Source organism: Ferrovibrio sp. GW821-FHT12D07 (assembly GCF_058807275.1).
Genome location: NZ_JBXAQN010000001.1, coordinates 831,073 through 856,729, shown reverse-complemented (window position 1 = coordinate 856,729; position 25,657 = coordinate 831,073). Strand labels below are relative to the sequence as shown.

Annotated in this window: 23 protein-coding genes and 1 tRNA gene; 10 read left to right on the top strand and 14 right to left on the bottom strand. The window is 62.1% G+C overall.

Annotated elements, in window-relative coordinates; translation table 11 throughout:
* Position 1: 1 nt before the first annotated feature.
* The 6 genes from AC1RRE_RS04405 to AC1RRE_RS04380 all read right to left on the bottom strand — a co-directional run bounded on the left by AC1RRE_RS04405 (position 2) and on the right by AC1RRE_RS04380 (position 11,685).
* Complete coding sequence (locus AC1RRE_RS04405) at positions 2 to 817, bottom strand: isocitrate lyase/PEP mutase family protein (RefSeq protein ID WP_492979874.1); 816 nt, start codon at positions 815 to 817, stop codon at positions 2 to 4.
* Between the two features lie 36 nt (positions 818 to 853).
* A complete protein-coding gene (locus AC1RRE_RS04400; protein ID WP_492979873.1) occupies positions 854 to 1,852 on the bottom strand; it encodes a TauD/TfdA family dioxygenase in 999 nt (332 codons plus the stop codon).
* A gap of 403 nt (positions 1,853 to 2,255) precedes the next feature.
* Positions 2,256 to 10,766 (bottom strand): GH36-type glycosyl hydrolase domain-containing protein, encoded by an 8,511-nt coding sequence (locus tag AC1RRE_RS04395; protein WP_492979872.1) that lies wholly within the window; start codon positions 10,764 to 10,766, stop codon positions 2,256 to 2,258.
* 60 nt (positions 10,767 to 10,826) lie between these two features.
* Positions 10,827 to 11,132: a hypothetical protein gene (locus AC1RRE_RS04390; protein ID WP_492979871.1), complete on the bottom strand. Its 306-nt coding sequence runs from the start codon at positions 11,130 to 11,132 to the stop codon at positions 10,827 to 10,829.
* A gap of 56 nt (positions 11,133 to 11,188) precedes the next feature.
* On the bottom strand, positions 11,189 to 11,320 hold the full coding sequence (locus AC1RRE_RS04385) for a hypothetical protein (protein ID WP_492979870.1): 132 nt from the start codon (positions 11,318 to 11,320) through the stop codon (positions 11,189 to 11,191).
* A gap of 152 nt (positions 11,321 to 11,472) precedes the next feature.
* On the bottom strand, positions 11,473 to 11,685 hold the full coding sequence (locus tag AC1RRE_RS04380; RefSeq protein ID WP_492979869.1) for a cold-shock protein: 213 nt from the start codon (positions 11,683 to 11,685) through the stop codon (positions 11,473 to 11,475).
* Positions 11,686 to 11,763: 78 nt separating this feature from the next.
* Between AC1RRE_RS04380 and AC1RRE_RS04375 the strand changes: the two genes are divergently transcribed.
* The gene (locus tag AC1RRE_RS04375) at positions 11,764 to 11,955 is read left to right on the top strand and encodes a hypothetical protein (RefSeq protein ID WP_492979868.1); all 192 of its coding nucleotides are present in this window, start codon (positions 11,764 to 11,766) and stop codon (positions 11,953 to 11,955) included.
* A 415-nt stretch (positions 11,956 to 12,370) separates the two neighbouring features.
* Positions 12,371 to 13,048 (top strand): LuxR C-terminal-related transcriptional regulator, encoded by a 678-nt coding sequence (locus AC1RRE_RS04370; protein WP_492979867.1) that lies wholly within the window; start codon positions 12,371 to 12,373, stop codon positions 13,046 to 13,048.
* Positions 13,049 to 13,054: 6 nt separating this feature from the next.
* Here AC1RRE_RS04370 and AC1RRE_RS04365 read toward each other — a convergent pair whose 3' ends face one another.
* Both AC1RRE_RS04365 and AC1RRE_RS04360 read right to left on the bottom strand, forming a co-directional pair.
* Positions 13,055 to 13,582, bottom strand: coding sequence for a hypothetical protein (locus AC1RRE_RS04365; protein ID WP_492979866.1), 528 nt, complete (start codon positions 13,580 to 13,582; stop codon positions 13,055 to 13,057).
* 96 nt (positions 13,583 to 13,678) lie between these two features.
* Positions 13,679 to 14,401, bottom strand: a complete 723-nt coding sequence (locus AC1RRE_RS04360) for a LuxR C-terminal-related transcriptional regulator (RefSeq protein ID WP_492979865.1) — start codon at positions 14,399 to 14,401, stop codon at positions 13,679 to 13,681.
* 280 nt (positions 14,402 to 14,681) lie between these two features.
* Here AC1RRE_RS04360 and AC1RRE_RS04355 point away from each other — a divergent pair, with 280 nt between their 5' ends.
* The 6 genes from AC1RRE_RS04355 (at position 14,682) to AC1RRE_RS04330 (ending at position 19,644) form a co-directional block, all read left to right on the top strand.
* Positions 14,682 to 15,512: a CsgG/HfaB family protein gene (locus tag AC1RRE_RS04355; RefSeq protein ID WP_492979864.1), complete on the top strand. Its 831-nt coding sequence runs from the start codon at positions 14,682 to 14,684 to the stop codon at positions 15,510 to 15,512.
* Positions 15,509 to 16,537: a hypothetical protein gene (locus AC1RRE_RS04350; protein WP_492979863.1), complete on the top strand. Its 1,029-nt coding sequence runs from the start codon at positions 15,509 to 15,511 to the stop codon at positions 16,535 to 16,537. Before AC1RRE_RS04355 ends, AC1RRE_RS04350 begins: the two co-directional genes overlap by 4 nt.
* 88 nt (positions 16,538 to 16,625) lie before the next feature.
* Complete coding sequence (locus AC1RRE_RS04345) at positions 16,626 to 17,012, top strand: hypothetical protein (protein WP_492979862.1); 387 nt, start codon at positions 16,626 to 16,628, stop codon at positions 17,010 to 17,012.
* Between the two features lie 33 nt (positions 17,013 to 17,045).
* Positions 17,046 to 18,005, top strand: a complete 960-nt coding sequence (locus tag AC1RRE_RS04340) for a tetratricopeptide repeat protein (protein ID WP_492979861.1) — start codon at positions 17,046 to 17,048, stop codon at positions 18,003 to 18,005.
* Entirely contained in the window at positions 18,005 to 18,436 is a 432-nt protein-coding gene (locus AC1RRE_RS04335; RefSeq protein ID WP_492979860.1) for a hypothetical protein, read from the top strand. The genes AC1RRE_RS04340 and AC1RRE_RS04335 overlap by 1 nt, the downstream gene beginning before the upstream one ends.
* A gap of 398 nt (positions 18,437 to 18,834) precedes the next feature.
* A complete protein-coding gene (locus tag AC1RRE_RS04330) occupies positions 18,835 to 19,644 on the top strand; it encodes a LuxR C-terminal-related transcriptional regulator (protein WP_492979859.1) in 810 nt (269 codons plus the stop codon).
* Between the two features lie 7 nt (positions 19,645 to 19,651).
* Here the strand turns inward: AC1RRE_RS04330 and AC1RRE_RS04325 are convergent, their stop codons facing one another.
* Positions 19,652 to 20,293 carry a helix-turn-helix transcriptional regulator gene (locus AC1RRE_RS04325; RefSeq protein ID WP_492979858.1) on the bottom strand — a complete coding sequence of 214 codons (642 nt, stop codon included), beginning with the start codon at positions 20,291 to 20,293 and terminating at the stop codon, positions 19,652 to 19,654.
* Positions 20,294 to 20,848: 555 nt separating this feature from the next.
* Positions 20,849 to 20,939: transfer RNA gene (locus tag AC1RRE_RS04320), tRNA-Ser, on the bottom strand.
* A gap of 100 nt (positions 20,940 to 21,039) precedes the next feature.
* On the opposite strand from AC1RRE_RS04320, the gene AC1RRE_RS04315 reads away from it, so the two are divergent.
* Entirely contained in the window at positions 21,040 to 21,351 is a 312-nt protein-coding gene (locus tag AC1RRE_RS04315; protein WP_492979857.1) for a hypothetical protein, read from the top strand.
* 6 nt (positions 21,352 to 21,357) lie between these two features.
* Here the strand turns inward: AC1RRE_RS04315 and lepA are convergent, their stop codons facing one another.
* The 3 genes from lepA to AC1RRE_RS04300 all read right to left on the bottom strand — a co-directional run bounded on the left by lepA (position 21,358) and on the right by AC1RRE_RS04300 (position 24,180).
* On the bottom strand, positions 21,358 to 23,160 hold the full coding sequence (gene lepA, locus AC1RRE_RS04310) for a translation elongation factor 4 (RefSeq protein ID WP_492979856.1): 1,803 nt from the start codon (positions 23,158 to 23,160) through the stop codon (positions 21,358 to 21,360).
* A 9-nt stretch (positions 23,161 to 23,169) separates the two neighbouring features.
* Complete coding sequence (locus tag AC1RRE_RS04305; protein ID WP_492979855.1) at positions 23,170 to 23,577, bottom strand: PaaI family thioesterase; 408 nt, start codon at positions 23,575 to 23,577, stop codon at positions 23,170 to 23,172.
* A 417-nt stretch (positions 23,578 to 23,994) separates the two neighbouring features.
* On the bottom strand, positions 23,995 to 24,180 hold the full coding sequence (locus AC1RRE_RS04300; protein ID WP_492979854.1) for a DUF3606 domain-containing protein: 186 nt from the start codon (positions 24,178 to 24,180) through the stop codon (positions 23,995 to 23,997).
* Between the two features lie 128 nt (positions 24,181 to 24,308).
* On the opposite strand from AC1RRE_RS04300, the gene AC1RRE_RS04295 reads away from it, so the two are divergent.
* Positions 24,309 to 24,761 (top strand): hypothetical protein, encoded by a 453-nt coding sequence (locus AC1RRE_RS04295; RefSeq protein WP_492979853.1) that lies wholly within the window; start codon positions 24,309 to 24,311, stop codon positions 24,759 to 24,761.
* A gap of 17 nt (positions 24,762 to 24,778) precedes the next feature.
* On the opposite strand, the gene AC1RRE_RS04290 is transcribed toward AC1RRE_RS04295, so the two are convergent.
* Positions 24,779 to 25,549, bottom strand: coding sequence for a hypothetical protein (locus tag AC1RRE_RS04290; RefSeq protein ID WP_492979852.1), 771 nt, complete (start codon positions 25,547 to 25,549; stop codon positions 24,779 to 24,781).
* Positions 25,550 to 25,657: the final 108 nt, after the last annotated feature.

The window sequence follows — 25,657 nt, the reverse complement described above, 5'->3', positions numbered from 1 at the left end:
CTTATGTCCCCGTGAACAGCTTATTTAATTCAGCACCTGGCATGCCGCGGGCAAAGCCGGCGAAGCTGCCCTGCTCGGCGATCTCCTTCGCCACCCGCATGAGCTCGCCATAGGCCGCACGCGCCAGCGAACCGCCGACGCTGATGCGGCGTACACCCAACCCGGCCGCCTGCTCGACACTGTGCCCCATGGTCAGGAGGTTGACCGGCTTGCCACCCGCCGCCTGCACGATGGCGGTGATCTGCGCATCCTCTTTGATGCCAGGCGCATAGAGACAGTCGGCGCCGGCGGCGGCATAAGCCCTGATGCGCTTCACGGTTTCATCCAGGTCCGGCCGGCCGGCAAAGAAGCCTTCCGAGCGCGCGGTCAGCAGCACGCCGCTGCCGCTTTTGTCGATGGCGGCCCGAGCGGCCTTGATGCGCGCAACGGCGAGGTCGAAATCGTAGAGCGGCTGCTCCTTGCTGCCGGTCGAGTCCTCGATCGACAGGCCGGCGATGCCGGTATCGATGGCCAGCGTGACGCTGGCGGCCACGCCGTCCGGATCATCGGCGAAACCGTTCTCGTAATCGGCATTGACCGGAATATCCGTGGCCGCGGTCAGCAGCTTGAGATGCGCCAGCACATCGGCGCGACTTACCTTGTTGTCCGACTTCGCCATCGTCCAGGCCATGCCGGCACTGGAAGAGGCCAGCGCCTTGAAGCCCAGGCTCTGCAGCATCACGGCGCTGCCGGCATCGAAGGGATTGGGGATGACGAAGCAGCCGCTCTCATGCAGACGGCGAAAGGCGGTGCGTTTCTCGGTGGCGCTGACAGTCATGGTTTCCTCCCTGGAGTGGCCATCCCTTATCTTAGGTCAGACCGCCTCGTAGGGTACCGTCAGCTGCGTGCCCGGCACAATGATGCCGCCACGATCCCCCGGCGTGACCGAGCCATAACGCTGGGCGAAGGCTGGAGGTAAAGGACGCGCTTCCTTCGGCGCCAGCCAGAGCCGCAGCAGATGGCGGCGCTTTGCAGTATCGGCCCAGTCGTCAAAGGCCGTGCGGTCATGCAGCAGGGTGTGATTATGCACCATCTGCACATCGCCGGGCTGCAGTTCCATATGGAAGTTCAGGGCCGGATCGTTGGATAGCGCGTCGAACAGGTCATAGGCCTCGATCTGCTCAGGCGTCAGCGGCGCCACGTCATCGAAACGGCGAGCGGACTCGATATACTGGCGCTGGTAGATGGCCGAGAGATGGCCTTCATGCCAGTTGTAGGTGGGAATGGTGAAATAGGGCTTCTCGCCCACCGGCACCTCACCACGCCGGTCGGTCTCGATTGGCGCAAACAGCAGCGCCAGAAGGTCGGGCCGGCGCCGGCGCATCTCGTTGAAGATGGTCACCGAGCTGACCAGTGCCGAATGGCCGCCGCTTTTTGCCGCCTGCAGACACAGCAGACCAACGATATCGCAGGAATCAGTATGGAAGGTCTGACGCTCATGCGTCTGGTAGATGCGCACATTTGGGTCGTCGCTGCTGAGCCCCATATCCTTCACATGGCCCAGCACATGGCCGCGCGCATTCTGCGAGCGTGCACTGCCCAGATGGCTGCCGATGCCGAGGAAGGCAATCGCCGCTTCGCGCAGGGACCAGCGCTGCACCGGCAGGCCGCGCAGCAGGGCAAAGCCGCGTCCATCCAGGATTTCGCTGCGCAGGACAATCAGTCGCGGGCCGAGCGTGGGCAACGGAAAATCCGCAGCCGTCATGCGGGCGGCATTGAAGGCCGGATTGGCGGCCAGCGGCTTCAACGCCGCCTCGACCTCGGCCACCTCGGCGGCATTGAACTGCCCGAGCCAGGACTGGTCCCGCAGCATGGCGGGGCCGTACCACGCCGAGGCATCGGTGATTTCAGGGGGCAGCGGGGACGCTGTCGGAAACCAGAGTAGTTGGCAATTTTAGGCCCAATTCAGGCGAAGCGGACCCGAGTCGTTGGCAATGAATTATCAGAGATTCTGGCAACATCTTTCCGGAAGCTCAGACCTATTGGCAAGCAACGTCGGGCCCTTATCGCACTGAATACAGAATTATTCCGAATTCTTTGATCTCACCCCCCTGCAGGCTGGCTTATCAGTAAATGATTACTCGCCAAGCGCGGGCGCTCACACGATCAGGGTTTCACCTTCATCTCAGTCTCGATGCCATTGTAGTCGATGACCGTCTCAGTCTCGGGAAGGCGACATGATTTTGAGAAGATCTTGATAATGACATCCCGTCCGCTTAGATCGAAATCAGCAGGCTGTGCTCGCCGCCATCCAGCGGTACCAGGAAGCCCTTCCCGACACACTCGATCCGCACGCCATCAAGGATGGCATGGGCGCCATCCCAGCAATCTGCCAGTGACTGAGTGACCCGGATATCGTAGCGGCCCGAACCGACCGACACGGTCGCTTCAAAGCCGGGCCATGCCGGCGGAAGGCAGGGCTCAACAATCAGCACGGCGCCTTCACGGCGCAGACCAAGAATACCCTCGATGCCGGCCCGGTACATCCAGCCGGCCGCTCCGGTATACCAAGTCCAGCCGCCACGGCCGGCATGCGGCGCCACGGAATAGACGTCGGCGGCGACGACATAAGGCTCGACCTTGTAGCGTTCGGCATCATCAGGCGTGCGGGCATGATTGATCGGATTGAGCAGGGCGAACAAATCCGACGCCGCCTTACCATCGCCCAGTTTTGCGAAGGCCAGAATGGCCCACATGGCAGCATGGCTGTACTGCCCGCCATTTTCACGCAGGCCCGGCGGGTAGCCCTTGATATAGCCGGGATCACGCAGGGTTCGATCAAAGGGCGGCGTGAACAGCAGTGCCAGGCCCTCCTGCTCACGGATCAGATGCCGCTTCAGCGACGCCATCGCCGTAACTGCGCGTGCCAGATCGGCGCCACCGGATAACACCGCCCAGGACTGCGCAATGGAATCGATCCGGCATTCCGGGCTGTCCTTCGATCCGAGCCAGACGCCGTCATCGAAGGTCGCGCGACGATACCAGGCGCCATCCCAGGCCTCCCGCTCGAGTGCCGCCCGCACATGGGCGGCATGGGCCTGCCAGCGAACCACCCGCTCTGGATCACGCTGCTCCGCCAGGGGTGCAAAAAGATCAATGGTCCGCAACAGCAGCCAGGCCAACCAGACGCTTTCGCCCTGCCCATCCTGCCCGACGCGATTCATGCCATCGTTCCAATCGCCAGTGCCAATCAAAGGCAGACCATGCCGGCCGGTCAGCGCCAGACACTGGTCGAGGCCGCGCACGCAATGGTCGAACAGCGTTCCCGCTTCATCGGCCACCATTGGCTGGAAGAAGGCATCATGCTCTCCCGCGCCCAGCACGGGCCCTTCGATAAACGGCACGGTCTCATCGAGAACCGCGCCATCCCCCGACGTCGTCACATAGGTCGCAGTGGCAAAGGCAAGCCAGACGCGATCGTCGGATATCCGCGTCCGCACGCCCTGTCCCGAATACGGCAGCCACCAATGCTGAACATCACCCTCAGTGAACTGGCGGGCGGCGGCCCGCAGCAGGTGGCAGCGCGTTTCGTCTGGCTTGGCGAAAACCAGAGCCATGCCGTCCTGGAGCTGATCGCGGAAGCCATAGGCACCACTGGCCTGGTAGAAGGCCGAACGTGCCCAGACACGGCAGGCCAGGGTCTGATACAGCAGCCAGCCGTTCAACATGATGTCCATCGCGCGATCCGGCGTCTTGACCTGCACAGCCCCCAGCAGCGTCTGCCAGTGATCGGTCACGCCGCGTAATACCGCATCGAGATCAGCCTCGCGATAACGCAAGACCAAAGCCCGGGCTTCGTCGGCCGATCCGCATTGGCCGACGAACCAGACAATCTCGATCTCTTCTCCCACGCCAAGTTCCACGATGCCCTGCAGGGCCGCACAGGGATCCAGTCCTGCACCGGTGGCGCCCGACAGCGCTGTGTTCCCGGTCAGCCCCGTGGGTGCGGAAACCGATCCGTTGCGGCCGAGGAATTCCGTGCGATCCGCCGTCCATGCCGTTTGTCTGCCGCCAAGATCGGCAAAGGCGACGCGGCCGGCAAAGGCCGTGTCCCAGGGATTGCGCGCCAGCATCGCCCCTGTTGCCTCATCGATCTCGGTGATGATGAACGGGCCGGAAACACCACGCGCTGTGCCAAGCACCCATTCAGCATAGGCCGTAATAGACAGCCGTCGCGGCCTACCTGAAAGATTACGAAGCGTCAGACGTGAGATTTTGATCGGATCGGCGAGCGGTACATATTGCAGCAGGTCGAGCGCGAGACCGCTCGCCTCATGCTGGAAGCGCGTGTAGCCGTAACCATGGCGTGCCGTATAAACACCGCCGTCCCGGATCGGCTGCGCGGTGGCCGTCAAAAGCTCGCCACTGATCTCGTCGCGGATATACAGGACTTCTCCGGCCGGATCCCGCACCGGATCGTTCGACCAGGCTGTGATCTGGTTCTCGCGACTGTTTTCGGCCCAAGTGTAACCGCTGCCCTCCACCGAGACCTGAAAGCCGAAAGCCGGATTGGCGATCACATTGATCCATGGCGCCGGCGTAACCTGTCCGGCCTTGAGAACCGTCACATATTCCCGGCCATCCTTGTCGAACCCGCCAAGGCCATTGAAGAATTCCAGCACAGGCGGTGTGGTCGGACCGGGCGATGCATCAGCCTGCGGAGGCTCGCGATGCACAATGACGGGCGCGACTGCTGCCGTTGCCGGCAATCGGGCAAGCTGGTCGGTGATGGGACCGCGGCGGGCGATCAGGGCGACACGGGCGATCGACTGCAACAGGGCCCGGGTTTCGCTGCTGATCAGGTCGGCGCGCAGCGTGAAGACCGAACCACGCGCCATGTCTCCGCCGAAGCGCGGCCGCGCCTGGCTGCTGCGCACAGCCGTCTCAATGGCGATTTGCAGGTCCTGCGTGTAGGAGGACGCCCGCTCGTTGACGATGACCAGATCGACGCTGAGGCGCTTCATGCGCCAATATTCATGGGCACGCAACAACTGCCGGACCTGGGCGATGTCCTCGATCTCGTCGATCCGCAGCAGAACGATGGGGCAATCGCCGGAAATGCCCTGCGGCCATAAACGCGACTGCGGGCCCGCCCCGCGCAGGATTGCATCCGACGGCGCCCGGAAACGCGGGTCAACATAGAGAATCGGTGCCGCCAGGCGCTGAAAGTCTGCGGCTTCCTCCGCTTCGATATCGAGATGGCGCAACTGCACCTGGGCCTGGGTCCAGGCCAATGTCTTGGCCCGCTCGAAGGCGCTGCGGTCATGATGCTGGTCAATGAGGTCGAGCAGCGCGGCTCGCGACGATGCGACCAGGGTCCAGAATGCCAGCCGCGCTACGCGTCCTGGCGCAATGGTTACGCGATGCCGGAGCGCGAATACCGGGTCCAGAACAGTGCCAACCGTATTGGTGAGGGTCGCATCGCCGGTCATGACTGCAGCCATGGCGATGTTTTTGCCTCGCCCGATGAAACGCGCGCGGTCGGACTCGTATTGCGGATCGGCCGAGACCTCGCCTTCCACAACGGCGAAGTGGGCGGCCCAGACCTCGGGCTCGTCCGGCGCACGCCGGCGCCGCGTCGCGATCAGCGCCCCGAATTCGGCAAGATACTCGGTCTGCACGAACATCTTGGAAAAGGCGGGATGGGCGCTGTCGGCCGCCGGGGCCGCGAGAACCAGTTCGGCATAAGAGGTGATATCGATCTCGCGCGCCCGGCGACCGCTGTTGGTCACCGATATGCGACGGACCTCGCCATCATCCTCGCCGGACACCAGGACATCCATGGCGGTAACCAGTGAATCGATGCGGCAGATGAACTCGGCGCAGTTCTCGGCGAAAATGACTTCATTGCCGTCACCGCCGGCATCCGCCGGCTTTGCAGCGACCGACCAGGTCTGCCCGGTGCGGACATCCCGCAGGAATATGAAGCTGCCCCAGTCATCGCGGGTTGCATCCTCATGCCAGCGGGTAATGGCGATGTCGCGCCAGCGGCTGTAGCCGGCTCCGCTGGCCGTCAGCATCACGGCATAGCGGCCGTTCGACAGCATATGCGTCACCGGTGCACCGCCCACCGCTCCCGTGAAGCGGCGCACGGTCACCACCTCGGCTTTGGACTTGGTCGCAGCGATTTTGACTTCTTCGGCGCGCGGATGCGCAATGGCAATACCACGCGGCATGCGCTCTTGCAGCAGCAGTTCGCTGGCCTGGATCATCGGTTCACGATGGAAACGGGCCCGCATTTTCCCATCCTGCAGGATATTCGCCATGCTCACGATGGTCATGCCCTGGTGATGCGCCATGAAACTGCGCACGATGGCGACCGCTGTGTTGTCCGGCAGCCGCGACCAGGTAAAATCGAGCGCCTCGTAAAAGCCGTACCGCCCACCGCCGCCCAGTCTTTCGAGATGGGCGAAATTCTGCAGCGCACCGCGCGGGTCCACCATGGTAGCGAGGCCCGTCGCATAGGGCGCGATCACGACATTTTCGGCCAGGCCGCGCTTCAGGCCCAGGCCGGGTACGCCGAAATTGGAATACTGATAGGTGAATTCCATATCACGTGCGTTATAGGCGGATTCTGATATGCCCCAGGGAATATCCAAGGTGCGCGCATAGGATTTCTGACGATCCACCACCAGGGTATTGGTCCTCTCCAGCAGACTGCCGGCCGGTGCGCGCATGACCAGCGACGGCATCAGGTATTCAAACATCGACCCGGACCACGAAATCAGCGCGGCGCCATTGCCCAGCGGCGTCGAGGCGCGACCGAGGCGGAACCAGTGCTGGCTCGGGGCATCGCCCTTGGCGATCGCAAACAGGCTGGCCAGCCGGGCTTCGGATGCCAGGAGATCGTAGCAGCTGCTGTCGCGGGTGTTATCGGCAACCGAATAGCCGATCGACAGCAGCTTGCGCTCCGGATCGAGCAGGAAGGAAAAATCCATGGCGAGTGCCATTTCGCGAGCTGCCGCCGCGATCGTCTGCAGCCGGCTGCTCAGGTCATGCGACAGAACGGCCAGTTGCAGCCTGTCGCGTTCATGCTCGCCGATGAGGCATCGTAACGCCTCGGTCCAGAACACCAGATCGCGGAACAGGCCCGCACCGCTCGCCGGCACAATGTCGAGCGCCGCCTTTGCTGCCTTTTCACCGAGCCGCTTCAGGGCCGGATAAACCGCGCCTGGCGTCAGACCACCGTTCAGATGGCCATCGATCTCGCCAAGCAGCGCGGCAATCTCCTGTCCACGCTCCCCGCCATTGGCGGGCAGCATCCCGAGAGCGGCCCGTGCGAGCAGCAGGGTATCGGTTATGCCGGCGCGGACCGTGGTTGCGGTACCGGCATCCATCCATTCCTCGCAGGCATTCGCCAGTGCAATCAGATGGCCGGCGAGATTGCCGCTGTCGACGGAGGACACATAGGCAGGGTCAAGGACCCGCAAATCCTGCGTGCCATACCAGTTGTAGAAATGGCCTTTGAAACGCGGCAGCCGATGCAGGGTTTCCATCGTCGCTTCCAGCCGCTCGATGGTTTCCGTCGTGCCTGCCCATCCGAAATCCCGCGCCGCCACCGTGGACAGCAGATAAAGCCCGATATTGGTCGGCGATGTCCGATGCGCGGTCACCGGCTTCGGGTCTTCCTGGAAATTGTCGGGCGGCAGCATGTTTTCCGATGGCGTGACGAAGACCTCGAAGTATCGCCAGGTCCGTCGCGCGATCAGGCGCAGCTCGCGACTCTCGACATCCGAGACCGCGAGGCGCCGCGATGCCGGCGGCGACCGGCTGACCGCCAGGGCCAGGGCCGGCGCCGCCAGCCACAGCACCGCAAAGGGCAGAATGAATGGCCAGGTCATGGGCATCAGGCCAGCCGCACTGCCGGTCAGAAGCCCGGCCAGGACCAACCCGCCGGACATTTTTCCATAGAAGCCGCCCAGGCTCAGGCGCGGGCTCCCGGCCGATGCTGCCGCTGTCGTCCATTCCAGCAGGCGACGATGCGTCACGAACAGCCGCACCAGGGTCCTGACGATGGCATCGCCCATGCGCCAGGCCTGATCGGGCAGGAAGGCAATCGACAACAGCGTCTGCGTGACCGCGAGTCTCACATCGCCACCCAGCGCGCCCAGGTGATTGCGCAGGCGGATTCCAGATCGCGGTGGCAGTAGCGCAAAGACAGCAGGCAGGAAGGCCGGCACGGCGATGACGACAAGGGTCAGCAAAAGCCCCGGCAGAATGAACGGCGGCGGCAGTAGCCAGCACAGGCCAAGCAGAAGCAACGTAAATGGTGCCAGCAGCGAGCGCCGCAGGTTGTCGAGCATCTTCCAGCGCCCGAGCGCCGGAACCGCCAGGTATCCGTTGCGCGGTCCGAATATCCAGGGCAGCAACTGCCAGTCGCCGCGCGTCCATCGGTGCTGGCGTTTGGCGACGACGTCATAGCGGGATGGAAAATCCTCGATAACCTCGATATCGGACGCCAGGCCGGAGCGTGCGTATATCCCCTCCAGCAGATCGTGGCTGAGGACCCGGTTCTCCGGAATACGGCCAGATAACGCGGCCTCGAAGGCATCGACATCGTAAATGCCCTTGCCGGTGTAGGAACCCTCGCCGAACAGATCCTGGTAAACATCGGACGCGGCGGCGGCATAGGGATCGATACCGCCGGGGCTGGAGAATACCCGCTGATAGAGTGACCCCTCGCTGCCGATCGGAAGAGATGGCGTGACACGGGGCTGCAATATCCCGTAACCGCCGACGATACGCTGCTCGATGACACTGAACCTTGGCCGGTTCAGCGGATGCGCCATCTTGCCGATCAGGCGGATCGCGGCATCACGTGGCAGCCTTGTGTCGGCATCCAGGGTGATGACGTACCGCACATCGTCCGGCAGTTGCGAGGCCTGGCCCGAGACCGGCATGAATGTGGTGTCGATTGCGCCCCGCAGCAACCGGTTCAGTTCGTGCAGCTTGCCGCGTTTGCGTTCCCACCCCATCCATGTGCTTTCGCTCGCATTGACGGTGCGGCGGCGATGCAGAAGATGGAACCGGGCGCCGCCGGGTGCCGGTCCGTGACGCCGGTTCAGATCGGCAATGGCATCTGCGGCCATGGCAAGCAGATGCGTATCACCCTCAAGCATCTCTTCGTCTGCATCCTCTCCATCCGACAGAAGAGCGAAGTACAGATCGCCGCTGATGCCGGAGAGATAGTGGACCTCCAGACGCTCGATCTGTTCCAGCAGGTCCGTTTCATCGACCAGCAGGGTCGGCACGGCGATCAGGGTGCGCAGCGACGCAGGCACGCCGGCCTTGAGTTCGAGTCCGGGCAGCGCCACGGCGCCCGCGCTCCAGATGACCGCGCGGTTGACCAGCGCGATTGCCACGTCAGATGCCGGCAGGAAACCGGCGACGAGGAACACCGCGATCCAGCCGCCCTGCAGGCCAGGCATCCCGATTGCCATCGCGGCAAGGCCCAGCAGCAGTCCGGTGACCAGCAGGATGGCGCCGACATAGCCGGGAATGCCCAAGCGAGTGTTCAGACGGCCGATCCAGAGGCGCGGCGATGGCCTGAATCCGATCGCCTGTTCCAGCGCCTGCCGTCCCTCGGCGATCAGATGATAGCCGGGATCGCCCACGCGTTCGGCCTGGGCCGGATTGATCGCATCGATACCGCCAAGGCGCGCGGCCTCCAGGGTATGCTCGACAACCTCGAGTTCGGAACAGGCGGAGCCGCGGGCCAACTGCTCGATGGCCTTCCGGTAGAGGTCGCGGGTCGGGAAATCCATCGCAGCGAAATCGCTGGCTGCCCGCAGACGGTGATCGACCAGGCTGACGCTTTCGACCAGATCAGCCCAGTCGATATCCGAAATCAGCCGCATGCTGGTGATGACATTGCGCACCGTGAGATTGGATGCACCCTGTCTTTGCTGGGCGTGCTGGACGACATCGCCGATCGTGACATCCTGATCTCTCAGCCGGTGCTCCAGCCATCCCAGGGCGGGCATCGTGCGGGGATCCTGATCGCGCAACCGCTTGGCCAGCTGGGCCGCGAACCGTTCCGACAATGGCTCAGGTGACTGCGCCGACAGGTCCGCTTCCAGCGCGGCCCGAAGCCTTGAAGGGTCGAGGAGGCGGTCGGCCAGCGCATCGGCGCTCGCCCGGGTTTCGCGTCCCACCGTGATCTGGTCGGCCAGCCGGCGCAGGTTTTCGATCAGAACGATACGGAGTGTGATGGCGACGGCCCAAAGTTCGCCGATGGTCAGGGGCTGCACCCGCTGATAAGCGGCGATGAAGCGCCGCAACGTGTCCGGATCGAAATGACTGTCTGTATGAGCGACAAAGGCCCAGGCGAGACCGAATACCCTGGGATATCCGGCAAACGGCCCCTCTGCCAGTTTCGGCAGCTGGCGATAATAGCCCGGCGGCAGATCATCGCGGATTTCGCGAATCTGTTCCTCGACCAGGTGATAGTTGTCGAGCAGCCATTCCGCAGCCGGCACGACATCGCCGCCTTTTTCCAGCTCGGCGGCGTCGGCCCGGTACGCCGCCAGCAGGACGCGGGCATTGTCATTCAGCCGGATGCGCAGCGGCAGAACAGCAGGCGGTCTACCGGTTATCTGCTGGGCAAGGGCGAGACTCTCGGCATGCTGCTCCAGCCGTTCGATGCCGAACAGCTCCTCCCTGACCGGCGCTGTGTCATGCCATGGCAATGATCGACGACTGAACATTTGACGAATGATCGCGATCATGAACGCCTTTCCACTTCGCACCGGCGCTATCGCCACATGCAAAGCTCTGGATAATCCGTGTTACTGGCGCCAGTCGGCCGCCGCCGGAAGATCGCCGTCGATATCGACATGGGCGACATCGCCATTGGGGATGAGCTGCCGCTCGCTGAAACGCAGGCTGACGACGTGCCCGCCCTCCATCAGCAGCTGCAGGTCCCGGCGGCCGAACACACTACGCAGAATCTCGGGCGACATCCGGATTTCGCCATTGGCCATGATCTGGCCGGTGGGTCCGATGAACCCTTCGAAGTCATAGTCGGCCTGCCCGAACATCTCGATGCCGCATGCGAGCGTCGCCCGGCCATGCAGGTTGCCGAGATAGCGCATGATGTCGCCTTACGGACTGGCCGTATGAGGCGACATCACGGCTTGTGCGGGCGCCTTCATTTCTTTTTCTTCGCCGGCGAGGCCGAGGCCATCAACCCCTTCATCGGCGTAGACTCGACCACGGCGACGGCAGCAGCCTTCTTCGGCTTCTTGGCTTCGCGGTTACTGCGCTTTTGTGACTTGGCCATGATGACCTCCTGTGCTGCCCGATCCACGGATGCGGCCGGGCTGAAAAATGAAAAGGCCCCGTCACCTCGATCAGGTGCGGGGCCCATGGGCCTTGTATTTCATGGCGCTGAAGCCTGGCGGACCGTTTGTGCATCCCGCTAGGTCAGTCATCTCAGCCAATAGCCTTGAGATTCTCGGCCGACATCTTGCCGTTTTTGCGGTCGGCAACCAGCTCAAAACCTAGTTTCTGGCCTTCGCGCAGATCGTTCATGCCGGCGCGTTCAACCGCGCTGATGTGAACAAAGGCGTCATTGCCGCCTTCGTCGGGCGCAATGAAGCCGAAGCCTTTGGTGGCATTAAACCATTTCACGGTTCCCGTCGTCATAAGGAAACCCTTTCAAATAGAGGAGCGCGCCCCTCCGGGCGCCGTCGAAATCGCATTTTCAGGAAAGAAGATGTCAGCATGGCGCTGATCAAATCAGCGGAAGGCGGAGTCGTCCGGCCATCTATCGACATTTATACAGATGGGGACCGTATGCTGCACAATCAAGCCGCGCACGAATATAACGGCAGATCGTCTCTAAAACGCCTGGGCTGGCGGCGCCAACGCCCCGTCGGGCGTCTCTTTGAGATTAACAATGAACGTGGTAGTTGATTGACAAAGCGTTGAACGCGGTATTCGGGTCAAAACGGTTGCAAGACAGCAGGTCGGAGGCATCCGCATTACCACTGATTGCTAGATAGTAGGTGCTGAACAATCAAAACTGTGAGCAGGTACTCCTATACGCTCCCTTCGCTAGAAGAATCGCCGCGCACACCGAAGCATGACCATGCTCGTCGGATAAGGCTGCCTATCATAGAATGGGGGCTCAGCGGCACATAGCGGTGTAGTCAGCTGAAAGGGGTACCCAGTTCAGGAGCAGAATGCCGCGTCGGCGCCCGAATGCGCCCGGACTGCTCCGAACGCTCATTAGGACAGCAACCGCGACTTCGCTAGCGTCATTTGCATCGCAGCAGATGCAATTTTGCAAATCGACTTTCTAAAAGTTCACACCCTGAGGGGGAGGCGCATGGACGGGACTCCAGTATTGCACATCGACCGCAATCAGTTGTTTCGGGAAGGCCTCCGCCGCATTCTCGACGACTCGCCCTTCTATATCTCTTTCGAGGCAGCCTCCTTCTCCGAAGGCGCCGGTCAGGTCGTGGCCCAGAAACCCGGCATCGTCATCATCGATACCGACGGTTACGGCGAAGTTCTGCCCGAGCTGATGCTCTGCGCACGATCCGTCGCCGTCCCGCCCCGCGTCATTGTTCTCACCAATACGGTCGGCATTCCGCGTCTTGCCTCTGCACTGAGCGCCGGCGTGGACGGCTACCTACTGAAAGACATGTCGGCCGAAGCCCTGAAGCAGTCGCTGCGCCTGGTCCTGATGGGCGAGAAGGTCTTCCCGACCGATCTGGCCGACCTGCTGATCAACAACCGCTTCGTCGCCCAGAATGGCGGGCAGACTGAACGCAGCAGCACGCTTTCGGAACGCGAAACCGAAATCCTGGCCTGTCTGGTCAACGGCCATTCCAACAAGGCCATCGCCAATCGACTGCAAATCACCGAAGGCACGGTGAAAGTGCACCTGAAGGGCGTTCTGAAAAAGATTCACGCGCAAAACCGGACACAGGCGGCGATCTGGGCCTTACAGCACGGCATTGTCGCGGATATCACATCCGATGCAGAGATCGCCCATACCTGAGGCCGTTCAGCCAAGGTCGTTTTGTTGGGTCCACTGGTCGATCGGACCTGCAGACTCACTGACCGAGAAACCGCTGTAAGACCGGCCCGCGCCCATATCCAGCATGGATATCCATTGCATCATGCTTTCGCCGCCGGCGCCTGGCCTGGAATAGCGATGACTCAGGGCACCGCCATACGCACTGGCCAGGCCGCCCCATCCCAATCCGGTCCCCAGACCGGTCGCCCAGCCGCGGCCCGGACTGCCGCCCGGAAGAATGGCGCCCGTTTCCGGTGAGCGCAGGAAAGCCTGGCTGCCGCGACGCGACACATCGAGCAGGCTGCCATCGGCACCACGCACCAGGGCCTTCGGACGGCTGTTGATAAGTCTCGCATTCAGGATCGCCTGACGCGCGCCGTAGCTGAGACCGGCACTGCCGGATTGATAGGGAAGATTGCCAGCCTGAGCCTGCGCCGCCGTCGCACCGACGAGACAAAGCGCCACCCCGAAAAAAACCGTACTCAGCAGGCGAATGGGGCTGATACCTGAAATCATGTCGTGCCTCCCATATATGGCGACACGACTGTAGTGCTTTCACTCTTACCAGGAAGCGGGCTTCGGCCGCCTATCCCCTATGCGCTGCGCTACCCCTTATGCGCAACCTGGCAGGGCCAGAATATGGGGTGCGGGCATACCGGATGAAACTGGCGTCAACCCATTTGCCGATGCGAATACCGCGACTGCTGTCCGATTGTGCATGCGCAGTTTGTGCGTCACCAGATGCACCAGCGTTTTGACGCGGCTTTCCGCCAGGCGGCTGGTCTGCGCGATCTTCCGATTCGGCATCGCGGCGCCGATATAGGCCAGAACGCTCAGCTCTTCCGTCGAGAAGGTGCCGACAATCTCGAGGCGCAAACGGTTTTCTTTGAGACGATCCAGCAGCGCATCGGATACGGACATATAGCCCCTGATCGCCAGTTCCAGCAGGTCTACCGGCACATCGCCATACTCTTCACGCAACAAAAGGCCGCAGCTCTGCTGCGTCCGAGTCATCACATCCAGCATCTGCTGGTCCGTGAGAATCACCACCGCGCGCACAGTTGAAAGGGTTTTTTGCGTTGTATCGAGGCGATGATCCCACAGCCAGATCAGATCATCGGCCTCTATCAGGGCAACATCCGCCATGGCGCATGTCCGATCGAATGCATCCCCGACCCGCGGATCGATAATGCCGATCAGCTCCCATTGCGTCAGCCGCATCACTTCATGATGCAACGCCCAGGCAAGATCAGACTTTCTTGAGGCGACAAGTACGCGCCGGCCGGTGGACATACATTTTACCATTGTTATCGGCAAATATTCTGCACGGGCCATTCTGGCCTCTCAGGAATGCAGAGCATAAATGCGATGTTGCAGTAATCGCTTAATGCACATGGCACGTCAACACCAATCATACATCGGTGGTATCACCTCCCCATCTCGCGACGAGGCACACCTGATGTGCATACCTCTGTTGCGCCCAAAACCAACCGCCTGATTTCTTTAGTCGCTGCACGCGATCCCTATTGTGGCTGACGAGAGATCACGGAGTTTCCGCCAGACCGGACTGCAAATTCGGTAGGCGCCAACCTCCACAACAGGCGGGAGAGATCCGGTGCGCACCTTACCTTTGATCGCTGTAGCCGCCATGTCGCTGAGCGCCTGCTCGGCACAAAGCGTCTATTCCAGCCATGGCGTCCGTCCAACATACGGACTTCCCGTCACCAACAACGACACGCCCTATTCGCAGTGCCTTTCCGCACTCGCCAAGATACCGGGCAACAACCTGCCGATCTTCACGGTAGGCGAGGTAGCCGACAAGACCGGCCAGGTCGACCGTTCCAACAACGGCGCCGTGCTCTCCCAGGGCATCACCGAGATGATGATGAGCGCGTTCTACAAGACGCGCCGCGTTCATCTGGTTGAACGCTTCGACCTGCGCATTCCGCTGGCCGAAGCCCGCATGGTCGAACAGAAGCTGGCCATGGCGCCGGCCCAGACCGCGGCACCCATTCGCGCCAGCAACTTCGTCGTCATGGGGGCGCTGACCGAGCTCAACTACAACATCATGAGCGAAGGCGCGCGACTTTCCGTCACCGGTATCGGCGCCGGGGCGCGCACGGTGGTGATCAACGTCGGCCTGGATATCCGGGTCGTTAATTCGCAGAGCTTTGACGTTCGATATGTCAGCTCACTTCAGAAGCAGATCTTTGGTTATGAGGTCGAAGCAAACGTCTTCCGTTTCTTCGGCTCAAGGCTCGTCGAGTTTGACGCGGGACGTATTCAAAACGAACCGCTGCAGCTCGGTGTGAGATCCGTCGTCGAGATGGCCGTGTACCAGATCATGACGGAATACCTGGGTCTGCCGAGCTCGGCCGAGTGCCAACTCGAACGGACCACCTACGCAGAAGAGTCGCTATCCAAACCCAAAGGAGAGAAGAAATGAAACGTTCCCTTAAGGCTGGCCTGCTGGCCAGCGCATCCCTGGCGGCCATCTCGCTGATGGTCGTTTCCCCTGCCCACGCCTTCGATGACGTCGATTGGAAGTGGGACCTCCGCATCAACGAGCACATCAACACCAATGTGAGTGTGAACGTTGATATCGACCCGACCGGTCTGGTTCTGGTGGAAGCCCAGCAGATCAACATCGGCGATGTGAAGGCGAAGTCGATCATCAACGGCATCTACAACTACCAGCCGTCCAGTGGCGGAACCGTGGATCTCGGCTCGACCGACATCCAGTTCCATTACGGGATTGGCGGCGGCATGCTCAACGACGGCTTCCAGAGCCCGAACGTGTCTGCCGGCAATGTCAACGAGACCGACCAGCAGCCGAACATCAACGGCACTGTCACGGCCACTGTCGACCTTGGCACCGTTGAAGTTCCCGCCACTGCAGCCCTGAATGCCGAAGCGAATCTGCCTTCGGTGATCGGTGCGGCAACGGCGGTGGGCAACAACCTGAGCATCGCCTCGGAAGTTGGCGTTCAGCTGCATGTCGGCCAGTTCGCCTTCGGCGACGGCAACAGCAGCCCGAGCGTGAACACCCAGGGCGGTGGCAACCATCATGGCGGCAACAACCATGGCGGCAACAGCGGCAACACCAACCTGACCCTGGCCGACACCCTGACCAATCTGGTCATGGGCGGCGACCTGGTGAAGGCGAATATCAAGGCCACTTCCAAGGTCTCCGACATCCTGAATGCCACGGTCGATAGCTCGGCCACGGCAGTCGGCAACAACCTGAGCGTCGCCGTCGAACCCGTTTCGGCTGCCAACGCGATGGTGATCGCCGACATCACCCAGTTCGCCTACGCCGACGTGTCGGCGAAGTCGAAGGTGACCGGTGTGTCGATCAATAACTACAGCGGCCTGGGCAGCCTCACTCGCCCGGTCGTGAACTCGGTTGCGACCGCGGTGGGCAACAATGCCTCCATCTCGGTCAAGACCCCGGTGGTTGCGGCTCCGTAACGCACTGGTGGCGACGGGAGAGAGGGTGGTCCCCCTGCCCTCTCTCCCTCAGCCAAGACTTTCACTCTTTCAAACCATGGAGGCAGTCATGTTCTGGACCAACCTTTCAACGCTTGCCGTGCTGGTCGTCCTGGCATCCGCAAGTCAACCCGCCGCCGCGCAGCAGATGGGCCGCGAGGGCTACAATTTCCCCGTCCGCACGCCCAGCATGGCGGCGCAGTTCGAGTTTCAGCAAAACATGCAGCAGAGCAGCGCCGCTGCCGGCATGGGCGCGCTGAACCAGTATGTCACCCAGTACAACTCCAGCTCGACCGCGATCGCCAACCAGGTCAACCAGACCGTGACCGGCGGATCGACGGCGACGGTCAACAGCGACCAGGATAGCCACGGCAACCAGGATGCCTCGGCCAGCACCAGAACCACGATCGACAATTCGATCACGCGCACCCAGACCAACTCCAATAACCGGCCGTAAGAGAAGACGGTCGGTGGCAGAGAGAAACCGGTCATGCAAAGTCCCTGGGTGCAGACCATGGCGCTTTATGCGATCTCACGCCGTCGTCTTGGCGTGAGCATCGATGCCCAGGCCCGGCCGAAGACCGGGCCGGCCATGGCCCGCGCCGTGTCGCCGGTGCGGCTCACCGCCCTGGCCCGGGCTGCAAACCGGGGCGATGCCGAAGCGCAGTACACACTTGGTGTCCTTGGTCTGGTCGGAAAACTGGGCGTCGTCGGCCGTCGCAAGGCTCATGCCCTGCTCGCTGCCGCCGCCATGCAGAACCACCCCAACGCCTGTTTCGCGCTGGGTACCCTGCATCAGCAGGGCACCCTGATGCCGCCCAATCCGGCGAAAGCCGTCCATCTGTTCCAGAATGCCGTGCGCTCGGGCCATGCACGGGCACAGAACGCGCTGGCACAACTGATGCTGTCGGGCAACGGCCTGGCACGCGATACCGCCGGCGCCATCAACCTGCTCAATGCTGCCATCGCACAGGGACTGCACGATGCCAAGGCCAATCTTGGCGTCCTCTATATCCAGAATACTGGTACGCCGGGCGATTGCGCGCGCGGTCTTGAGCTGCTTACCGATGCCGCGATGAATGGCGTACTCGAGGCCCAGCATTATCTCGGATGGCTTCACCACACCGGAATCCGGGTTCCGCAGGATCTTGTCACCGCTCGTAAATGGTATGGCATGGCGGCCGAAGGCGGAAAGGCCAAGGCGCAATACACGCTTGCGCTGATGCTGCTGCAGGCGGCCAGCGACCATTACGAGCCGGTCATAGCTCTGAAATGGCTTCTCATTCTGGCAACGGGCCAGGATCACGCGCTGAGGGAAAGTGCCGGCAAAACCATCGACAAGCTGGCGCCCCGGCTGGCTGCCGACCAGGTGGCCCATGCAACCGATGCCGCATTGCAATGGCTGGAACAGCATAATGCGTCGCCCTGGACGCCGCTGCGTGTGCGCTGATGGCACGATGCAACCCAGTCGCCAATGCGATGCTGCTGTTTGCCATGACAGGGCTGATCGCCGGCTGCTCGCCCCTGTTGCCGTTGCTGGGTGCCGCGCTCGGTGGGCCGGCAGAAAAATCGCAGCTTGCCGGGCCATTCGCCGGCGCACCGTCCGCAACCCAGAATAGCCGCCCGGCCGCTTCCCCGGTCAGCGATGCATTGGCCGGCGTCGAACACCATGTGCGGCCAAGTTGCACGGCGAAACTGCCACCACCCGAACCGGCTCCGGAAACAGGCTGCGCGATGCGACCGACCTGCCTGCCCGGCAGCGAACACCCGATCAGGCTGCGTCTCTGCACTGGTGACACACGCAGCACCTCACCAGAAATAATAAAATCCGCCATGTCTGACTGGCGCTGGGCTGAAGACAGCAAGGCCATCGTTCCATAAGAGCCATGCGATTCAGCAGATTCATCGAATCTGTCAATGCAGACAGCGCGCTCCGTGACAAACAAGCGCCAGATATGAGACTTCATCCTCATTTGCGACGATGCGCCTGCTGACAGTCTATCGATTGTCTTCTCTGCAACTTGCATTCAGACGATTGCACGCAACCTGCATTCGCGCTTTTTCATGCGGGCCGCCTTAAATAAGACACCCCGCTAATCGCACATGCTGCTCAAAGGAGGTACTCCGCTTGAAACATGAGCGCAAACACCTCCTACGAATGTTCATAGCTGGTGCCAAACGCTCCTTATGAGCGGAATGCATCGCCCGTTAGTGTTCATCGTGCGCATCCGGCGCCATTCGCAATATTGCATTTTTCATTCTGCACCCCTGAGGGAAGCATGAACGGCATAGGGATCGTCCACATCGATCGGAACCAGCTTTTCCGTGAAGGCCTGTGCCGGATACTGGAAGGGTCGCAATACACCATCGCGTTCGGCGTCTCGTCCTTCTCGGAAGGAAATGCGCAGATCGCCGCCCATCAACCCGGCGTCGTCATCATCGATACCGCCGGCTATGGCGATATCCTGCTGGACCTGATGCTGAGCGTCAGGGCATTGCCAGTGCCGCCACGGGTGGTGATCCTGACGGACACCGTGGGCATTCCGCGACTGGCGAATGCCCTGAGCGCCGGCGTGGACGGATATCTGCTGAAGGACATGTCGGCGGAAGCCCTGAAGCAGTCGCTGAACCTGGTTCTGATGGGCGAAAAGGTTTTCCCGACCGATCTCGCGCATCTGCTGATCAATACGCGACATCTCGCCCAGGACAGCACCCGGACGCCAGACCGGAACCGGCAGTTGTCCGACCGCGAAAGCGAAATCCTTGCCTGCCTGGTGAATGGCCAGTCGAACAAGGTGATCGCCAGTCATCTGCAGATTACCGAAGGCACCGTGAAGGTGCATCTGAAGGGCGTTCTGAAAAAAATTCACGTCACCAACAGAACCCAGGCGGCGATCTGGGCCCTGCAGAACGGCGTTATCGCCGAAGCGCATTCTGTTGCCAGTCGCTCCAAGTCCTCGGCACCGCCGCAGCCTCCGGCTATTGCCAGTGGCCTTGCGCCGCCTCTGGAGCGCGCTCCGCTGTCCTGCGGACGCGTGGGACGCGCGGCGGCCGCGAGCACGACCAACACAAGCCGTGGTCTACTTTAGAGGTATATTAGCCCGAATTCCCATCCGTCAGCCTGTTTGAAACGACGAACATGGCCACCGCGGTCCGGTTCTCCATCCGCAGTTTATGGGTCACCAGATAGACCACCGTCTTGACCCGATTCTCCGCCAGTCCGCTGATCTTGGCGATCTGCCGGTTGGACAAGCCATTGCCGATATAGGCCAGGACGCGCAGTTCTTCGGGGGAAAAGCCGGCAACAATGTCGAGCCGCAGACGGTTCTGCTTCATGCGGTCAAGCAGCGGCTCGCGAACCGACATGTATCCCTTGAGCGCTATTTCCAGCGTATCGAACGGTACGTCTCCATGCGGCGCCCTGAACAGCAGTCCGCTGTTCAGCGGCAGGCGCGGCACCACATCAAGAATTTGTTTGTCGCTCAGAATCGCCACAACACGGAGGGTTTCCAGCGTTTTGTCGGTGGCGTCCCGCCTGTTGTTCCAGAGCCAGACCAGATCCTCGGCATCGATCAGCACGACATCGGCCATCGCGCAGGTCCGCTCGAACACATCCTCAGCCCGTGGATCGATAATACCGATCAGCTGCCATTCGGGCAGACGACTCACTTCACGATGCAGGGTCGCGGCGAAATCTGAGTTTCGCGAAGCGACCAGCACACGCCGACGGGCGGACATTCAATTCCCTGTGTGTTTCACCCAAACTTCCGCGCGGACCTTCACGGCCTCTTCGAGTTCACGGAACCGAAGGCGATGATTCAGTTTAGTCGGGTCGACCGCACGGCAATAAGCCACACGGCTATGGGCGCAGCATCTCGATACGAAATACTTCCTGCGGCCTACCTCTTTTGTGCAGCGTTGCGCTTACGCCCACATCCCACCGATTCGGTGAAGGGAGTTCAGTCGGCTATCGATTGCAGGTATCGATCACATGAAGCGCATCCGAGGGAGCGAGCAATCCTGTTGCTGGCCTTCGGTGTCGCCCGGGACGCCGGGCATTCCCTCTCGGGAAACACTGTCAATTCCCGAGAGGGAATTCAGTGAGGACAGGCAGGCGGCATGACGCGACGCCCGCTGCATGTGTCAATGTCGTGGTGACCGGAATCTATATAAGCGCGGGGTGCCGTAAAGATAGGAGGGGGACGGCGGCGGACATTGCTGTCTCCAGGGCCGCCAGGCCTGCCGGGCGCGGCAACCCGGCGGAGAACCGGTTCTCCAGGGGGCTGGCCAAAATGGCGGAGAGAGTGGGATTCGAACCCACGATACCCTTTTGAGGTATACACACTTTCCAGGCGTGCGCCTTCGACCGCTCGGCCATCTCTCCTGCGCGGGGCGGCACTATACCCGCCACCGGCGAATTTGCAATCCACCCGGCCTTCGGCTTAACATCCTGACCACACAGGCGGATTCAGGGGGAAACGACGGTGTTGCTGGGACGCATTCTGGGCTGGTTGCTGCTCGCACTGGCGCTGCTCGCGCTGGGTGGCGACGGCCTGCGCTGGCTGGAAACCGGCCGCACCGCCTTCATCTCCCTGGGCGACTTCTGGCGTCGCCTCGATAGCGGCAGCCTCGACTTCATCCAGAGCCTGATTCCACCGGCCGCCTGGGACCCGGGCGTCGTCACCGTGCTGGGCTGGGCCGCCGTGCCCACGCTGGGCATCATCGGGATGGTGCTGCTGATCCTGTTCCGCAGCCGCGCGACGCGCCGCCGCCAGCGCTTCGGGGCGCTGTCCTAAGACAGATCAGTCCGAAATCTTGAGCGCGGCGATGAAGGCTTCCTGCGGGATTTCCACATTGCCGACATTGCGCATGCGCTTCTTGCCCTCTTTCTGCTTCTCCAGCAGCTTGCGCTTGCGGCTGATGTCGCCGCCGTAGCACTTGGCCAGCACGTCCTTGCGCAGGGCCGAGATATCCTCGCGCGCCACGATGCGCCCGCCGATGGCGGCCTGGATGGCGATCTTGAACATCTGGCGCGGGATCAACTCTTTAAGCCGCTCGCAGAGCTGGCGGCCGCGGGTTTCGGCACGGCCGGCATAGACGATGGTGGCCAGCGCGTCGACATTCTCGGCATTCACCAGGATGGTCATCTTCACCAGGTTGCCGGCCTCGTAGCCGTCCATCTGGTAATCGAAGCTGGCATAGCCACGGCTGACCGACTTCAGACGATCGTAGAAATCGAACACCACTTCGTTGAGCGGCAGGCGATAGACCACCATGGCGCGGTTGCCGGCATAGGTCAGTTCAACCTGGCGGCCACGCTTGTCTTCGCACAGCTTCAGGATTGCGCCGAGATATTCGTCGGGCACCATCACGGTGGCCCTGATCCATGGCTCGTCGATATGGTCGATCAGCATCGGATCGGGCATGTCGGCGGGGTTATGCACCTCTTCCATCGTGCCGTCGGTCTTGTAGACGTGATAGATCACGCTGGGCGCGGTGGTGATCAGGTCGAGATTGAATTCGCGCTCAAGCCGCTCCTGGATGATTTCCAGATGCAGCAGGCCGAGAAAACCGCAGCGGAAGCCGAAGCCCAGCGCGGCCGAGCTTTCCATCTCGAAATGGAAGCTGGCGTCATTGAGGCGCAGCTTGCCCAGGCTCTCGCGCAGTTCGGGGAAGGCCCCGGCGTCGATCGGATAGAGGCCGCAGAACACCACGGGGATGGACGGCTTGAAGCCCGGCAGTGCTTCGGCCGCCTGGCGCTTGTCTTCGGTGATGGTGTCGCCGACCGACGTGTCGGCCACTTCCTTGATGGCGGCCGTGAAGAAACCCATCTCGCCGGGGCCGAGCTCGTCGACCATGACCTTCTTCGGCGTGGTGACGCCGACGCGTTCGACCGGATGCACGGCACCCGACGACATGAACTTGATCCGCATGCCCTTCTTCAGCACGCCATCGATGACGCGGAACAGCACGACGACGCCGAGATAGGCATCGTACCAGGAATCGACCAGCAGCGCCTTCAGCGGCGCCTCGCGATCGCCCTTGGGCGGCGGCAGGCGGGTGACCAGCGCTTCCAGCACCAGGTCGATGCCGATGCCGGTCTTGGCCGAGATCGGCACGGCATCGGATGCATCGAGACCGATCACATCCTCGATCTGCTGCTTGACGCGATCGACATCGGCGGCCGGCAGGTCGACCTTGTTGAGCACCGGCACGATCTCGTGCTTGGCATCGAGCGCCTGGTACACGTTCGCCAAGGTTTGAGCTTCCACGCCCTGCGACGCATCGACCACCAGCAGCGAGCCTTCGCAGGCGGCCAGCGAGCGGCTGACTTCATAGGCGAAGTCGACATGGCCGGGCGTGTCCATGAGATTCAGGACGTAATCCTTGCCGTCCTTGGCCTTGTAGTTCAGGCGCACGGTCTGCGCCTTGATGGTGATGCCGCGTTCCTTCTCGATGTCCATGCTGTCGAGAATCTGCTCGCTCATCTCGCGCTTTTCGAGACCGCCACAGGATTCGATCAGGCGATCGGCCAGCGTCGACTTGCCGTGATCGATATGCGCGATGATCGAGAAGTTGCGGATCAGATTCGGATCGGTGGCCACGATGTCAGCTCAACGGAACAGGCTCAGGATGTCGCCCTCGCGGGTCTCCTGCGCGGGAATCTTCATGATGCCGCTGGCGCGCAGACAAGCGACGCCATCGGCGGTGATCAGCGTCTCGGCGAAACCGAGATTGCGGGTCTGGCGAATGAGGCGACCCTTGCCCTCGACCCAGGCGCCCAGCGGCGCGGGCCCGACATAGTCGCCGGCGAGATTGACCGTCGGCATGAATTTCTTGCCGCCAGCCGCCACGCCGCAGGTGAAGCCGAGCAGCATGTCGGCAAAGGTCATCAGCATGCCGCCATGGCAAATCTGCATCGGATTGCAGTGGCGCTGTTCGACGCGGAAGCCCATCACCGGCAGGCCGTCGCTCTCATCCAGCCGGCCCCAGAGCGGCCCGTTTACCTCCATGAATCCCATGAAGGACATCCGCTTCATTCCGGCAGGAATGGCAGCAGACTCGGGGGGATTCTGGGGGGCGGCGCTCATGGGCCGGGGTTGTAGCATCCAGGGGGCCCAGCGGCAACGCAGGCGCAGCATGCGGGCAGCGGGTCCGGATATGTCATTTCAACCTCTTAGCCGGGCATCCCCGGACTGCCCCCGCCTTCGTTTGGCTTCGTTTCGGTTCGTTTGAGTTCGTTCGGGTTCATTCCGGTTCGCTGGGGTTCACTGGCGACCACTGGAGCCCGCTGCGGTTCGGCGTCATAACCCGTAAACCATTGCGAGGCATGGAAAACCGTCCCGCCAGGCCACTTCGGCAGAAGAATGGAACATTATAGGAACATTTATATCAAAAAGTCAAGCCCGGCTCGGGCCAGCCGCCAGCTCCTGGAGCAGTCACTGATAGGTCTGTTCCAGCTCCTGGCTCACCGCGCGGGTGGAGCCGCCGACCTTTTCCACGGCATCGCGCAGGCGATCCGGCGTCACGCTGAAATGCCGGCACCAGTAGCGCACCTCAAGATCGGCTTCCATGTTGACCCGGTTGAGATCGGACGGAGCAAAGTCCTTACGCAGATCGGTCATGCCCAGCCTCCTCTTTGCTGCGATGGCGCTGGATTCAATTACGCAGGGCGCATGAAGTTCCGCCCTCATTCCGCCCCAATGCCGCGTTCCGATCCGGCTGCCAGCAAACCACAAGAGCGAGCCGCCCCATGCGCAAATCCGCCCCGTCCCTGTTCGCCGTTCTCGCCATCCTTCTCCTCGCCGCGCCTGCCTTCGCCGATCCGCCCGGTCATGCCAAAGGCGGCAAGGGCGGCGGCAAACATCATGGCGGCGGCGACGGCATCTCGATCGATATCAGCATCGACACGTCGGATCGTGGCATGATCCAGGATTACTACGGCGGTGTATTCCGCAGCGGCAAATGCCCGCCCGGCCTGGCGAAGAAGAACAACGGCTGCATGCCGCCGGGCCAGGCGAAGAAATGGGCCAAGGGCCAGCGCCTGCCCGGCGACCTGATCTATTATGACCTGCCGCCCGAGCTGCGCGTCAGACTCAAAGCGCCGGCCGGTGCGAAATATGTACGCGTCGCCGCCGATGTGCTGCTGATCGCGGTCGGCACCGGCATGGTGCTGGATGCGGTGGAAGATCTGAGCCGGCTGTAGCCGTTATGACGGCTGCATCATGATGGCCGGGCCGCCACCAGTTCCGGCATCGGTGTTGCGCCCTGCTCGCCGCCCTGCGTGTCTTTGATGGGTGACGTTTCCGCACAGTCGTCTTCCTCGAAGCACAGCGTCTGCGGCGGCAGATCGAGCGCGGCCCAGCAGTCGCGCATGGCGGTGCGGAATCCCGCCGGCGTCGGCGGCGCGGCGCGTGCGATCCTTGCCAACGCTCGCGCCAGCCGGCTTTCGACCACCAGATGCGTCGCGGCCTGCATCACGTCTGCGACGGCCTGCGGCCGCGCTTCGAGCAGGGCGCGCAACAGCTGCATGGTGATCTCCCAGTCCGGAATGAGGCCGGCCGGCGTGCAGCGCAGGCAGTCCAGCACATCGGCATCGACCAGATCGGCTTCCGACGCAGCATAAGGATCGAGGCCCATGCGCAGCATGGCGGGAAAGAATGCCTGATGCTCGATCAGCGAGACCAGATCGCTGACCAGCGCGTAATGCGCGTCGATCCAGGCCATCTCCTCGGCGCAGAGGTAGCAATGCGGCCAGCCCAGCGTTTCCAGTTTCAGATGCCCGAGTTCGTGCACCACCGTCATGGCATTGCCGTCGGCGGCGAGCGCCACCGCGCGCAGGCCCGGCTCCGACCAGGCCTCGCCCTCGGCATCAGTCATCGCGTCGTCGCGCAGCAGCTTCACCTGCAAACCCGTGGCGCGTTCCACATCGGCGCGCCACTGATCGGCTTCGGGCGGCAGGGTGAAACTGCTCCAGGCGAGGTCTTGCAGCATGATTTTTTCCGGGGCTTGGGGAAGCGGACCGGCATCAAGCTAGGGCGGGTCTTCTGCATGTCTCCGTGACGTGTCGGAGACATTTTTTAACCGCTTGGAATCGCTGGA